This is a genomic window from Pseudoalteromonas sp. P1-7a (genome assembly GCF_001401855.1).
In the GTDB taxonomy this organism is placed as follows: domain Bacteria; phylum Pseudomonadota; class Gammaproteobacteria; order Enterobacterales; family Alteromonadaceae; genus Pseudoalteromonas.
This window is the reverse complement of sequence record NZ_LKDU01000050.1, coordinates 1-14,330: the sequence shown is the minus strand read 5'-3', so window position 1 is coordinate 14,330 and position 14,330 is coordinate 1. Positions and strand designations below refer to the sequence as shown.

Here is a 14,330-nt window from a genome sequence, read left to right as displayed (position 1 = left end):
CAGCTTACAGCTTACAGCTTACAGCTTACAGCTTACAGCTTACAGCTTACAGCTTACAGCTTACAGCTTACAGCTTACAGCTTACAGCTATGCTTTAAATTACAGAACCTAACTGGAAAATTGGCAAGTACATGGCAACAATTAAGCCACCTACAAGCACACCGAGTACGGCCATAATAAGCGGCTCTAATAAGCTAGACAATCCATCTACTGCATCATCCACCTCTTGTTCATAAATAGTGGCTACTTTGGCAAGCATACCATCAAGCGATCCTGACTCTTCACCAATCGCGACCATTTGAATCACCATATCAGGAAATATTTTAGCATTACGCATCGCCCAGTTCATTTGGTTACCCGAGCTCACCTCTGCTTTTATATCTAATATTGCATAGCGGTAAACAGCATTACCCGAAGCACCAGCAGCTGAATCTAACGCATCAACCAGTGGCACCCCCGCAGCAAAGGTGGTCGAAAGCGTACGGGCATAACGGGCAACAGCTGCTTTATTTAAAATCATGCCAATTACAGGGAGCTTCAATATAGCTCTGTCGGTTGCATCTCTAAGTTTTAAACTTCTGAGTTTAGCTTCTTTAAACGCATAGCCAAAGCCAACAATGGCTATTAACATCATCCACCAATATTCCTGCATAAACTCAGAGATGCCAATAACAAATAATGTGAATGCAGGCAGTTGTGCGCCAAAGCCATTAAATATATCTTGAAACTGTGGCACAACAAATATAAGCAGTATTGAGGTAACTATAAGGGCAACCACTAAAACCGCGATAGGGTAAAACATGGCTTTTTTAATTTTTGATTTCAGTGCTTCAGATTTTTCTTTATATAAAGCAACACGGTCAAATATTTTATCAAGCGCCCCTGATTGTTCGCCTGAGGCGACTAAATCACAATACAAATCATCAAAGTAACGAGGGTGTTTTCTTAAAGCTTGAGATAATGGTTGGCCTGCTTTTACTTCATCACCGATGGTCTCCATTAACTTGGCTACACTTTTGTTAGTAGACCCTGTACCAATCATTTCAATAGCTTGGATGAGTGGTACGCCGGCCATTAACATGGTTGCTATTTGGCGTGTAACTAAAGCAATATCTTTTGGTGTGATTTTTTGAAGGCGCGAACCAAAAAGCGGTTTAGGTTTGCGCTTAACCTTCGAAGGTGTAATGCCTTGTTTACGTAGTTGAGCCTTAACTAAAGCAATACTATTACCGGTTAGTTCACCCTCCATACGTTTGCCGCGAGCGCTTACTCCTACCCATTGAAAAGTGTCTAAACTTTTTTTATCAACTTGCTTGGACATTATTTAATTTCCATAAAGTTTAAATTGTTGAAACAAGGTCTAATATGAGTTTGCTTTACTTCCGGTGAATATAACTCACACAATTTTGAAAGTAGTAGTTGTTTTAAAGCTGGCTCATCAAACATTTCTGAGTTAAATAATGTGTTAGTTTCTAAATTTGTAATAAAAGTAGCATCGTTTAGTTCAGGGTAAATTGAGAGTTGCCATTTACCATATATTACCCCTCGTTGCTTTTCTTTTATTAGTATAGGAAGTAGTTCAGTTTTGATTATTAGTTGGCCCATGTCGCTTATTTCAAATAAGTTTGCATTTTGAGCAACTGTCCCCGAAACACTAATGTTACCAGACTTGTTAAATGTTGGTTTTAATGAACTTTCAATTGGTAGGGGTCTTTCTGTTTTTACTTTAAATATACTTTTTCCATCGAAAGCTGCTTGTGACTCTAACCCTAGTATATCTAGAATAGTTGGCGTTATATCAGAAAGAGCGTATCTAAAACTCTTATTAATACTTTCATGTTTGACCTCCTTACCATTTATATACTCTTTGAAGCTTATTAACACATTAAATTGCTGCTGAGAGACGATGGAAGTACCATGCCCCGCAAGGTTTACGATTTCTTCAGAGTTATCAGGCATATCCTCATCTCTAGCAAAGCTTTCACCATGGTCGCTTAAAATAAATACGATAGAGTTATCTAATAGTCCATTATGACGGAGAAAATGAAAATAATTTTCTATTTGACTATCAGCAGATTCAACACTTTCTAGGTATTTTTCATATAAGCCCTTTTCATTAGTTGTATTGTGACTACTCTTGTAAGGCCAATGAGGTAAAGTAAAGTGAGAGGCTACAAAAATAGGTGAATTATTCAACTCTATACTTCTTTTAAGCTTTTTATTGTATTTTAGTGGAGAGTAGGTTTGCCATGCAGCCCTATTATTATGGATTTGGGGCATTAAGAAATTGAAAAAAGTTAAGTCAGAGGTAACTACAAGTAATGGAATATCTAGTAACTTAGAGAATACAAACTCACCTATTGTAGCTGGAGGGCCTATGGTTTTATCAAAAAATAAGCGGTGGTCTATATGACTGAAGCGTCTTTCATCCAGTGAGAAGTAGTTATAATAACCCGCCTTTTTTAAATAGTAAGGTAGGCTTTTTTTTGTATCTAAAATACCGAAGTCGGTAAGGTTAAATCTAGCTTTATTCGTAATTGGATAATTTCCTGTTAAAATAGTCATCCACGAAGGAAAGGTTCTAGCAATATGAGTATAACTATTTGGTAGGTGAACTCCACTATCTATGAAATTGAAAATAAATGGTGTGTGTCTTTTACTAATTACACTAGTGTTAAGTGAATCTATACCGATGATAAATACATTCTTATTTGCTCTTGCCTGTTCTGATGTACCACTAAGGCGAAAATCTGGTGTAAGGTTTGGTATTATAAAGGGTATGAACAGAACAGTGATGTTCAAACGGTTTTCTTTTAGCCAAAATGAAGCGACTAAAATAATAATGACTATAAAAGAACAGCTAAGCAAAAATATTTTTGATTTCCAAGCTTCATGACTAAAAAAAAGCTCAGGGTAAAGGTAGCTTGTTATGCCCAACAATAACGATAAAGACAGCGCCCATGAAATAAACAGGCAAACTGATTTAGAGAGAGCCTGCTTACTTAAGCTTTTCAAATTTGTTGATAAAACATGGTTTAACAAAGCAAAGAGAATAACAGATAAGATAATACCTATTAAAAAAAAAGTTGCTTCAGCTAAAAATTGGTAGTTGTACAATCCAACTTCTAATTTTGAACCAACATTAGCTCCTTTGAAGTTAAAAGAAGGAATATTTATAAACCAAAAATAGACGAATAGTAAAAAAATGCAAAAGGAAACTAAAATATTTTTAAGCATAAGCAGGGAATTAAAGAGGCGTGTAGCGCAGTACTGAAAATCAATACTGCGCTAATATATTAACGACAGTTAGCAGGAAGGTATTTATCATCAACTGTGCCAGTATCACAAGTCCACGTAATAGTCCCACCACCAGATGGTACAGTAGGGACTAAAACTAGAGTTGCGCCGTCTGTAACTTTGCTAGTGAAAGTTACTGTTATATTACCTGCCCCGCTGATAGCAACAGATTTAACTGCATTACCAGTCATGGTAGTGCTTGTTGGTAAACCTGCATCTGAATTTGAAGAAGGCATAGCCCCCTCAGATACATAATACTCAGTAACAGCCCCTTTAGCTGAGGCTGCTAGATTCATACCCTCACTAACATGAGCACGTTTTGTGTAATCTTGATAAGCAGGCAATGCCACTGCAGCAAGAATACCGATGATTGCTACAACAATCATTAATTCAATTAGGGTGAAACCCTGTTGTTTTTGAGTCATTGTTTTCATGTTTCCTCTCCTAAAGGATAATGTTTTGTAAGGTACTCAGGTTAGTGGCGACACTGCCAAGCTAAAATTACCTGATTAACTTTACAGATTTACTTAAAAATAAATTTTCACGTACTTTTAGCCTTAGGTATGAAACACAAAAGCTAAATGTGAGTTCATTATGTTGCAACTTGTACAGGCTACCTAAACACAAAGTAGACTAAATATAGGAAACATACTGGCGGTTTGCTTTAATCTTTTAGGTATTTTTTTAAGATTAAAACAAAAAGCAGTTACTTATTACTATATTTTTCAAGGAAGTAATACAACAGGGTTAGTCTAACACTTTTTATATGCTTAAAGCACACATAATTTTCTAAAAAGGATACTTTATTTAACAAGTTGTTACAAAGTAATCCTTTTGGATTATTAAAAGTCTTTTCATGCGTTTTGTCAATTAATTAGAACTAATATGACAAAGTTATTGCTGTGCTTTTATACAAAACGCATCGATAAATCGATTGATTGTAAATTTTTTGTTAGAGCGCCGCTTGATATAAAGTCGACACCTGCTTGTGAGTAAGTTTTAACTGTTTCTAGCGTCATATTGCCAGAAACCTCTAATTTAGCGCGCTTATTAGTAATGACAACAGCTTGTTGAATTTGTTCCACACTAAAGTTATCGAGCATGATTATATCGGCACCTGCATTAATGGCTTGCTCAAGTTCATGTAACGACTCTACTTCTACTTCTACTGGTTTTGTAGGGTGGTTTTGCTTGGCTTGTGCGACTGCTTTATCAATACCGCCACACGCTGCTATGTGGTTTTCTTTAATTAAAAACGCGTCGAATAGGCCTATACGGTGGTTTGCACCGCCGCCGCATTTAACAGCGTATTTTTGAAGTAGCCTGAGCCCGGGTATTGTTTTACGGGTATCGAGCAGTTGGGTTGTGGTGCCGCTAAGCTCTTTTACATAATTTGCAGTGGTGGTTGCGGTACCCGAAAGCGTTTGTACAAAGTTAAGCGCGGTACGTTCGGCGGTTAAAATAGCGCGGGCAGCGCCTTTAGCGGTAAATAAGGTGCTGTTTGCTGGCACAAAGTCGCCATCATTTACTAATACGTTTACTTCAACGCTTGAATCTACTTGCTTAAACACTTCTGTAATAATGTCTTTGCCGCAAAAAACGCAATCTTCACGGGTAATCACTTTGGCATTTGCGTGCTCATTTTGCGGGATAAGTTGCGCGGTTATATCACCATCTTGCGCAGTTTGATAATTTAGATCTTCATCTAAGGCGAGGGTAACAAGTTGAGTAATAAGCGAGTGCGAAATTGACATATGAAGGCTCATAAGTGTTAATAAATTAAGCAAATTTTACTATGTTTAAATAGTTAAGAGAAGTGCTTTTAAATAAGTGAGGCTATTACACCTGCATATAGAGCACACCCGCTAAAAGCCGCTTTGCTAAGCGGTTACATGTTGGCTAACCGTAATGGCTATCATTCTGTATTTAAATCCTTTAGCATCAAGCTTATGTATACCGTGGTTTTAAAATGATGCAAATAGATTCAAGCGGCGTTGTCGCTAATATAACACAGCGGCCCTGTACGCATTTTGATGAGCGCCCTAAAAATGCCGATATTTCACTGTTGGTTATTCATAATATTTCCCTGCCAGCTGGGCAGTTTGGCACCGAACACGTTGATGCCCTGTTTATGGGTGAGATTGATTGTAATGCGCACCCCACCTTTTGTGATTTAAATGGGCTTAGAGTCTCGGCGCACTGTTTTATAAAACGTACAGGCGAGATTATTCAATATGTGCCATTTAATAAACGCGCATGGCATGCTGGGCAGTCTGAGTATGCTGGGCAAAGTGCGTGTAATAATTTTAGTATAGGTATTGAGCTTGAGGGCACAGATACCACCCCTTATACTCAGGCGCAGTACACAAGCTTACATAACCTGACAAAGGCTATTATGATTCGCTACCCGCTTATTACTACAAAGCGTATAGTAGGGCATTGCGATATAGCACCTGGGCGAAAAACCGACCCCGGGGAAAGTTTTAATTGGTCTGCTTATATAGGCAGGCTAGATCAAGCAAATTAAGTGAGTAGCCATCATGATTTTAGTTTCTATAATTATTGCACTGATACTTGAGCGCTTAGGGGCTCGCTCTCAGTACTGGCAAATTAGCTATTACGCTAATGGTTATTTAAACCGTTCGGGTAAATTACTTAATGAAAATGGATTGTTTGGCTCGGCAATTGGCTTTTTAATTTGGCTAGTGTTGCCGGTAGTGGCTGTGGCGCTTATATATGTTCTTTCTGACTTTGTACTGTGGCAATTAGCTATAAATGTTGTGGTTTTATTAGTGTGCTTTGGTTGTGCTAAGCACCGGGCTTTATATAAGTCGTACTTAAATGCATTAACGCGAGATGATAAAACCGCGGCTTCATTATACGCACTCCAAATGGGGCAGAAACACTTAGAGGATGAGGAAGGCGGAGAAACATTTGGGCAAACCTTAGCGTGGATCAATTTTAGGTTTTACTGCGCCGTAATTTTTTGGTTTGTTGTGCTTGGCGCCCCAGGCGCAGTATTGTATGCAATAGTGCGTACACTTGCCGATTTAGTAAAAGAAAACCACAAAGTGGTGTTTGCAAACCGCTTTAAGCTGCTGCATAAATTATTATTTTGGCTAGATTGGCTACCAGCGCGTGTTGCAAGTTTTGGCTATTTAGTTATTGGTAACTTTAATAAAGGTACAAGCTGTTGGCTGCATTATGTATTGGATTTTAAAACGCCAAATCGTAAAGTGGTTACGTGTACCGCACTTGCGGCTGAGCAAGTAGAACAGCGCTATTATGGCTGCACCTATGAGGCTACTTGTATGATTAAATTAGTTAAACGTAACGTCCTCTTTTATTTAGTACTTATTGCGCTACTTACTTTATTTGGCGGTTTATCGTAGTCGCGATTTTATATCGCGCAATGTACGCCGCGCTTACGGTGAGTATCGCGGCAAGATAATTAGTCGCGGGGTAAACTCGCCGCTCCCACCTTTTTGACTCAAAAACTAATTTCTTCAATAAATTCAACTAGAGTGAATATTCTAATTTATTCTGGTCAGACCATTTGTTTTCATCCTGTTAACGTTTGCACAAAACATCCACAATTTTGTACTGTTTTGAACTTCGTTCAAAATGCGTTACGCTAGCTTAACTGCTCAAATAAACCGTAAATTGACAGTTATTTGCCTTTTTGATACCTTATTGAAAATTTTTGGTATGACCAATTTACCTTTTGGGTAAATCGTCAAGCTCTAGGCCTTAAAAATTAGGCTTTTTAGTATTTATACAACGTGGACGTTGATTAATGTCTTTAAAGATTAAAGCAGCAAAATTATCTGATGTTATTTTACAGCAACTTGAGAACATGATTCTTGAGGGCTCATTAGCGCCAGGTGAAAAACTGCCGCCAGAGCGCGAACTAGCAAAACAGTTTGAGGTGTCTCGCCCCTCACTACGCGAAGCCATCCAAAAGCTAGAAGCAAAAGGATTGGTCACTCGTAGGCAAGGTGGTGGCACGTTTGTAAAGAACCAGCTTGAAGAGGGGCTCACTGATCCGCTATTTGATTTGATCAGTAAGCATCCTGAATCACAGTTTGATTTACTTGAATTTCGTCATGCGCTTGAAGGGATCGCGGCTTATTATGCGGCGCTTCGTGGTACCAGCACCGATTTTACCAAGGTTAAACAAAGCTTTGATAAAATCGCCCAAGTTAATAACGATTTACAGCTAAAAGCCAAAGCAATTAATGCGTTTCACTTTAGTGTAGCCGAAGCCTCACACAACGTGGTTTTACTTCACTTAGTGCGAGGCATGCAAGCGCTACTGGAACAAAATGTATTGCAAAACTTAACGGTTTTATTAAAAAAACCAGATATTAGCAATCAATTAGCCCAGCATAGGCGCTTATTAATGGATGCCGTAATTGAGGGCAATCCAGAACAAGCCCGTTTAGCCAGTAATGCCCATTTAGCCTTTATTGAAGAAGCATTACTTGAAGCGGGTAAAGAGCATTCGCGAATTGAACGTAGTTTAAGACGCACAAAACAAAATTAAGCTAATACGCTGTACTTAGAACACACTAAATTAGGTATACGTGGTATTAAATTAACAACATTCGTATTTTAAACATAAGGAAACCTCCATATGTCTGAAGTCAATAAAATTGACGTAGACGCGCTAGAAACACAAGAGTGGTTACAAGCTCTTGAATCAGTTGTGCGCGAAGAAGGTGTTGAACGAGCTCAGTTTTTACTTGAGCAAGTGTTAGAGCAAGCCCGTTTAGACGGCGTTGATATGCCAACTGGCACAACAACTAACTACGTTAATACTATTCCAGTAGATCAAGAACCGGCTTACCCAGGGGATGTAAACCTTGAGCGTCGTATTCGTTCGATTATTCGTTGGAATGCAATCATGATTGTATTACGTGCATCGAAAAAAGATCTCGACTTAGGCGGCCATATGGCGTCTTACCAATCATCAGCTGCGTTTTACGAAGTGTGTTTTAATCACTTTTTTAAAGCGCCAAATGAGGTAGATGGCGGTGACTTAGTTTACTACCAAGGCCATATTTCTCCGGGTATTTATGCACGTGCATTTGTTGAAGGTCGTTTAACAGCTGAACAGCTTGATAACTTCCGTCAAGAAGTAGATGGCAAAGGCCTTCCTTCATACCCACATCCTAAATTAATGCCTGAATTTTGGCAGTTCCCAACGGTATCTATGGGCTTAGGTCCAATTGCGTCTATTTACCAAGCGCGTTTCTTAAAATACTTAGATGGCCGTGGTTTAAAAGACACTAAAAACCAACGTGTATACGCGTTTTTAGGTGACGGTGAAATGGATGAGCCAGAATCACGCGGCGCAATCTCTTTCGCTGCACGTGAAAAGCTAGACAACCTATGTTACCTAATTAACTGTAACTTACAGCGTTTAGATGGCCCAGTTATGGGTAACGGTAAAATTATTCAAGAACTAGAAGGCCTATTTAAAGGCGCTGGTTGGAACGTAATTAAAGTTGTATGGGGTAGCGGATGGGATATTCTGCTAGCGAAAGATACATCGGGTAAATTACTACAATTGATGAACGAAACAATTGACGGCGATTACCAAACATACAAAGCTAAAGATGGCGCGTACGTACGTGAGCACTTCTTTGGTCGTTACCCAGAAACAGCTGCACTTGTTGCTGATATGACGGATGACGAAATTTTTGCGCTTAAGCGTGGTGGTCATGAGCCATCTAAACTTTATGCTGCATTTAAAAAGGCTGAGCAAACAAACGACCGTCCTACTGTAATTCTTGCTAAAACTGTAAAAGGTTACGGCATGGGTGAAGCAGCTGAAGGTAAAAACATTGCGCACCAAGTGAAAAAAATGGACATGAGCCATGTTGAACACTTGCGTGATCGTTTAGGCCTACAAGACTTAGTATCAGAAGAGCAAATTAAAGATCTTCCATACTTAACGCTTGAAGAAGGCTCAGAAGAATACAAGTACTTACACGCACGCCGTGAAGCACTTAAAGGTTACACACCTACACGTATTCCTAACTTTAGCGAAGAGCTAAAACTGCCAGAAGTAGATGCATTTAAGCCGCTACTTGAAGAGCAAAAGCGTGATATTTCTACCACAATGGGCTTTGTACGTGCACTTAACGTGTTACTTAAAGACAAAGGCATTGGTAAAAACATTGTGCCAATTATTGCTGATGAAGCACGTACATTTGGTATGGAAGGTTTATTCCGTCAAATCGGTATTTACAATCCACATGGCCAAAACTACACCCCTCAAGACCGTGATATTGTTTCTTACTACAAAGAAGCAACATCAGGCCAAGTACTTCAAGAAGGTATTAACGAGCTAGGTGCAATGTCGTCATGGGTAGCTGCTGCAACATCTTACAGCACGAACGATTTACCTATGATCCCATTCTACATTTACTACTCTATGTTTGGTTTCCAACGTGTTGGCGACATGGCATGGATGGCGGGTGATCAACAAGCACGTGGTTTCTTATTAGGTGCTACGGCTGGCCGTACTACGCTAAATGGTGAAGGTCTACAGCACGAAGATGGTCACAGCCACATTCTTGCAAATACGGTTCCTAACTGTATTTCTTACGACCCAACGTACGCATTTGAAGTTGCGGTAATTATTCAAGACGGTATTCGTCGTATGTACGGTGAAAACCAAGAAAATATTTACTACTACCTAACGCTTATGAACGAAAACTACCATCAACCAGCTATGCCTGAAGGCGCTGAAGAAGGTATTCGTAAAGGTATTTACAAGCTAGAAAGCTACGAAGGTAAAAAAGCCAACGTACAGCTATTAAGCTCAGGTACTATCATGACTGAAGTACGCAAAGCGGCAGCTATTTTAAGCGAAGAGTACGGTATTGCCTCAGATGTTTACTCAGTAACCTCATTCAATGAGCTTACCCGTGACGGTCAAGACGTTGAGCGTTTCAACATGCTTAACCCAGAAAGCGAGCAAAAAACACCGTACATTACGAGCGTATTAAACGACTCAGTAACTGTTGCCGCTACCGACTACATGAAAAACTACGCAGAACAAGCGCGTTCATTTATTCCAAGCAGCAACTATAAAGTGCTTGGTACAGATGGTTACGGACGTTCTGATAGCCGTGAAAACTTACGTCGTCACTTTGAAGTTAATGCAAGCTACGTGGTTGTTGCTACGTTATCTGAACTTGCTAAACGCGGTGATGTTGAAAAGTCAGTGGTTGTTGAAGCAATTAAAAAGTTCGACATTGACACAAACAAACTAAATCCACTGTACGCATAAGAGGTTTGCAATGAGTATTGAAATTAATGTACCAGATATCGGTGGCGATGACGTAGAAGTAACCGAAATCTTAGTAAGCGTTGGCGACAAAGTAGATGTTGATCAATCTTTACTTACCGTTGAAGGCGATAAAGCATCAATGGAAGTACCTGCTGCGCAAGCAGGTACAGTAAAAGAAATTAAAGTAAGCGAAGGCGATACGGTAACAACCGGTTCGTTAATTATGATTTTTGAAGGCGAAGAGTCAGGCTCACAAAGCGAGCCCGAAGCGCCGGCTAAAACTGAAGCATCTGCACCTGCAGAAGCTTCAGGTTCTTCTACTCAAGAAGTAACCGTACCAGATATTGGTGACGATGAAGTTGAAGTAACAGAAATCATGGTTGCCGTTGGTGACAGCGTAGATGAAGAGCAGTCAATTTTAAGTGTTGAAGGCGATAAAGCATCTATGGAAGTACCAGCACCTTTTGCCGGTACTGTAAAAGAAATTAAAGTAACCGAAGGCGACAAAGTAAAAACAGGCTCTTTAGTGTTTGTTTTTGAAGTTGCCGGTTCAAGTGCGCCAGCATCAGATGCGCCTAAGCAAGACTCTGCACCAGCAGAGCCTGCTCAAAGCGCCGAGCCAAGCACCAAAGAAGTAAACGTACCTGATATTGGCGATGATGAAGTTGAAGTAACTGAAATCATGGTAGCTGTTGGCGATAGCGTAGAAGAAGAGCAATCTATCTTAAACGTTGAAGGCGACAAAGCGGCAATGGAAGTACCAGCGCCATTTGCAGGTACAGTTAAAGAAATTAAAGTAGCTGCGGGCGACAAAGTAAAAACAGGTTCTCTTATTTTTGTATTTGAAGTGGCGGGTAGTGCACCTGCAAAAGCTTCAGCTCCTGCTGAGCAAAAGCCAGCGGCTGCACCTGCAAAAACCGAGTCTACGCCAGCTCAAGCTGCACCTGCTGCTAAAGCAAGCAACGAAAGCTTTGAAAACAACAGCGCATATGCCCATGCATCGCCAGTTGTTCGTCGCTTAGCGCGTGAATTTGGTATTAACTTAGCAAACGTTAAAGGCTCAGGCCGTAAAAACCGTGTGGTTAAAGAAGACGTGCAAAACTATGTTAAAAACTTAGTTAAGCAAGTTGAATCAGGCCAATTACCAGCTGGTAAAGGCAATGCAGGCGGTAGTGAGCTTGGTTTAATACCTTGGCCGAAAGTAGATTTTGCTAAATTTGGCGAAATCGAAGAGAAAAAACTATCACGCATTCAAAAGCTATCGGGTAAAAACTTACACCGTAACTGGGTGCAAATTCCCCATGTTACACAGTTTGACGAAGCTGATATCACAAGCCTTGAAGTATTCCGTAAAGAGCAAAATGTACTTAGCGAGAAGAAAAAGCTGGGTGTTAAAATCACACCACTTGTGTTTGTGATGAAAGCAGCGGCAAAAGTACTTGCTGAATTCCCAACATTTAACTCGTCACTGTCTGAGGATGGCGAAAGCTTAATTCTGAAGAAATACATTAACATTGGTGTTGCGGTAGATACACCTAATGGCTTAGTTGTTCCAGTGTTTAAAGATGTGGACAAAAAAGGCATTATGGAATTATCTCGCGAGCTAATGGATGTTTCTAAAAAGGCGCGTGAAGGTAAGTTAACCTCATCTGACATGCAAGGTGGCTGTTTTACTATTTCAAGCTTAGGCGGTATTGGCGGTACGGCATTTACGCCGATTGTTAATGCACCAGAGGTGGCAATTTTAGGTGTATCTAAATCTGAAATGAAACCTAAGTGGAATGGTAAAGAGTTTGAGCCAAAACTAATGGTTCCGCTGTCTATGTCGTACGATCACCGTGTGATTGACGGTGCGCTAGCTGCACGCTTTACCGCAACGCTTGCTAGCTACATGAGTGATATTCGTCAATTAGTGATGTAATCGCTACAATATGAACAAAATCAAATCCCAGCCAGTTGTTTTTAGCTGGGATTTTTACTATATGCAATGATACAATCTTTGCACTATTTGTGAATTGCTCTGATTTTCTGCCCATGCAGAAACATGGCAGTTAAATTTTAGGGCAGTGTCCCGTTCAAACAATTAAGGTAATAGCATGAGCAACGAATTAAAAACTCAAGTTGTTGTACTAGGCGGTGGTCCTGGTGGTTACTCTGCGGCTTTCCGTGCTGCTGACTTGGGCTTAGAAGTTACATTGGTAGAATCGCGTGAAACATTAGGAGGCGTATGTCTTAATGTTGGTTGTATTCCTTCAAAAGCACTTTTACACGTGGCTAAAGTGATTGATGACGCTGCAGAAATGTCATCTCACGGTGTTACTTTTGGCGCTCCGCAAATTGATTTAGACAAAATTCGCTCTTGGAAAGAGTCGGTTGTTGGCCAGCTTACTGGTGGCTTAGACGGCATGGCTAAGATGCGTAAAGTTAAAGTTGTACCAGGTTACGGTAAATTCACTGGTAGTAACACTTTAGACGTTGAAGGTGCTGACGGCACTACAACTATTACATTTGATAACGCAATCATTGCTGCGGGTTCTAAACCTGTTAGCTTACCGTTCATCCCAGAGGATGACCGTGTAATTGATTCAACTGGCGCATTAGAGCTTAAAGACGTACCAGAGAAACTACTTGTTTTAGGTGGTGGTATCATCGGTCTTGAAATGGGTACAGTTTACCGCGCATTAGGTTCTGATATTGATGTAGTTGAATTTGCAGATCAGTTAGTTCCGGCTGCGGATAAAGATATCATCAAGATTTACCAAAAATACGTAAGCAAAAAATTCAATGTTATGCTTTCTACTAAAGTTGTTGGCGTTGAAGCGAAAGATGATGGCTTATACGTTACTTTTGAAGGCAAAAACGCACCAGCTGAGCCAGTACGTTACGATAAAGTACTTGTTGCTGTAGGCCGTACGCCTAACGGTAACTTACTTGATGCTGATAAAGCAGGTGTTAATGTTGATGAGCGTGGCTTTATTAATGTTGATAAGCAATTACGTACTAACGTAGACCATATTTTTGCAATTGGTGATTTAGTTGGCCAACCTATGCTTGCGCATAAAGCGGTACACGAAGGCCATGTTGCAGCAGAGGTTATCTCTGGTCAGAAGCACTTCTTTGACCCTAAATGTATTCCTTCAATTGCCTACACTGATCCAGAAATCGCGTGGGTTGGTGTGACTGAGAAAGAAGCAAAAGAGCAAGGCTTAAGCATTGAAACTGCGGTATTCCCGTGGGCAGCATCAGGTCGCGCAATTGCATCTGCTCGTACTGAAGGCTCTACTAAGCTTATCTTTGATAAAGACAGTGGCCGTGTAATTGGTGGTGCTATGGTGGGTATTAACGCAGGCGAAATGCTTGGCGAAATCGGCTTAGCAGTTGAAATGGGCGCAGACGGTGAAGACTTAGCACTTACTATTCATGCTCACCCAACATTGAACGAGTCAATTGGCCTTGCAGCTGAGATTTTTGAAGGTTCAATCACTGACTTACCAAACAAAAAAGCGGTTAAAAAGAAGAAGTAATTTAACTTTTTAATTTGGTTTTTAAAAAACCCAGCTTTTGCTGGGTTTTGTTTTTATAGCAGCTATTAAAAATAGATTAAATAAAACTAGCGTCAGTTGGTTTGGTTTTTTATTTTGAGCTGATAGCTGATAGCTGATAGCTGATAGCTGATAGCTGATAGCTGATAGCTGATAGCTGATAGCTGATAGCTGATAGCTGATAGCTG

10 protein-coding genes are annotated in these 14,330 nt (G+C 40.1%); 6 read left to right on the top strand and 4 right to left on the bottom strand.

Annotation, left to right across the window (positions count from 1 at the left end; all coding sequences use genetic code 11):
- Nucleotides 1-94 precede the first annotated feature (94 nt).
- The 4 genes from AN389_RS18790 to nadC all read right to left on the bottom strand — a co-directional run bounded on the left by AN389_RS18790 (nt 95) and on the right by nadC (nt 5,051).
- Complete coding sequence (locus AN389_RS18790) at nt 95-1,321, bottom strand: type II secretion system F family protein (RefSeq protein WP_055020456.1); 1,227 nt, start codon at nt 1,319-1,321, stop codon at nt 95-97.
- Nucleotides 1,321-3,237 carry a sulfatase-like hydrolase/transferase gene (locus tag AN389_RS20250; RefSeq protein WP_082430584.1) on the bottom strand — a complete coding sequence of 639 codons (1,917 nt, stop codon included), beginning with the start codon at nt 3,235-3,237 and terminating at the stop codon, nt 1,321-1,323. Before AN389_RS20250 ends, AN389_RS18790 begins: the two co-directional genes overlap by 1 nt.
- 59 nt (nt 3,238-3,296) lie before the next feature.
- Entirely contained in the window at nt 3,297-3,731 is a 435-nt protein-coding gene (locus AN389_RS18770) for a pilin (protein WP_055020452.1), read from the bottom strand.
- A gap of 474 nt (nt 3,732-4,205) precedes the next feature.
- Entirely contained in the window at nt 4,206-5,051 is an 846-nt protein-coding gene (nadC, locus tag AN389_RS18765) for a carboxylating nicotinate-nucleotide diphosphorylase (RefSeq protein ID WP_055020451.1), read from the bottom strand.
- A gap of 218 nt (nt 5,052-5,269) precedes the next feature.
- Between nadC and ampD the strand changes: the two genes are divergently transcribed.
- The 6 genes from ampD to lpdA all read left to right on the top strand — a co-directional run bounded on the left by ampD (nt 5,270) and on the right by lpdA (nt 14,124).
- Entirely contained in the window at nt 5,270-5,824 is a 555-nt protein-coding gene (gene ampD / locus AN389_RS18760; RefSeq protein ID WP_055018844.1) for a 1,6-anhydro-N-acetylmuramyl-L-alanine amidase AmpD, read from the top strand.
- Between the two features lie 13 nt (nt 5,825-5,837).
- Nucleotides 5,838-6,689, top strand: a complete 852-nt coding sequence (ampE, locus tag AN389_RS18755) for a beta-lactamase regulator AmpE (RefSeq protein WP_055020450.1) — start codon at nt 5,838-5,840, stop codon at nt 6,687-6,689.
- Between the two features lie 404 nt (nt 6,690-7,093).
- On the top strand, nt 7,094-7,843 hold the full coding sequence (gene pdhR / locus AN389_RS18750) for a pyruvate dehydrogenase complex transcriptional repressor PdhR (protein WP_004588597.1): 750 nt from the start codon (nt 7,094-7,096) through the stop codon (nt 7,841-7,843).
- A gap of 90 nt (nt 7,844-7,933) precedes the next feature.
- Nucleotides 7,934-10,600 (top strand): pyruvate dehydrogenase (acetyl-transferring), homodimeric type, encoded by a 2,667-nt coding sequence (aceE, locus tag AN389_RS18745; RefSeq protein ID WP_055020449.1) that lies wholly within the window; start codon nt 7,934-7,936, stop codon nt 10,598-10,600.
- Nucleotides 10,601-10,610: 10 nt separating this feature from the next.
- On the top strand, nt 10,611-12,521 hold the full coding sequence (gene aceF, locus AN389_RS18740; RefSeq protein ID WP_055020448.1) for a pyruvate dehydrogenase complex dihydrolipoyllysine-residue acetyltransferase: 1,911 nt from the start codon (nt 10,611-10,613) through the stop codon (nt 12,519-12,521).
- A gap of 175 nt (nt 12,522-12,696) precedes the next feature.
- A complete protein-coding gene (lpdA, locus tag AN389_RS18735; RefSeq protein ID WP_055018841.1) occupies nt 12,697-14,124 on the top strand; it encodes a dihydrolipoyl dehydrogenase in 1,428 nt (475 codons plus the stop codon).
- Nucleotides 14,125-14,330 lie beyond the last annotated feature (206 nt).

Bases quoted from the DNA above. Each gene is read 5' to 3' on its own strand.
- AN389_RS18790 (WP_055020456.1), bottom strand. From the start codon at position 1,321: ATGTCCAAGCAAGTTGATAAAAAAAGTTTAGACACTTTTCAATGGGTA.
- AN389_RS20250 (WP_082430584.1), bottom strand. From the start codon at position 3,237: ATGCTTAAAAATATTTTAGTTTCCTTTTGCATTTTTTTACTATTCGTC.
- AN389_RS18770 (WP_055020452.1), bottom strand. From the start codon at position 3,731: ATGAAAACAATGACTCAAAAACAACAGGGTTTCACCCTAATTGAATTA.
- nadC (WP_055020451.1), bottom strand. From the start codon at position 5,051: ATGTCAATTTCGCACTCGCTTATTACTCAACTTGTTACCCTCGCCTTA.
- ampD (WP_055018844.1), top strand. From the start codon at position 5,270: ATGCAAATAGATTCAAGCGGCGTTGTCGCTAATATAACACAGCGGCCC.
- ampE (WP_055020450.1), top strand. From the start codon at position 5,838: ATGATTTTAGTTTCTATAATTATTGCACTGATACTTGAGCGCTTAGGG.
- pdhR (WP_004588597.1), top strand. From the start codon at position 7,094: ATGTCTTTAAAGATTAAAGCAGCAAAATTATCTGATGTTATTTTACAG.
- aceE (WP_055020449.1), top strand. From the start codon at position 7,934: ATGTCTGAAGTCAATAAAATTGACGTAGACGCGCTAGAAACACAAGAG.
- aceF (WP_055020448.1), top strand. From the start codon at position 10,611: ATGAGTATTGAAATTAATGTACCAGATATCGGTGGCGATGACGTAGAA.
- lpdA (WP_055018841.1), top strand. From the start codon at position 12,697: ATGAGCAACGAATTAAAAACTCAAGTTGTTGTACTAGGCGGTGGTCCT.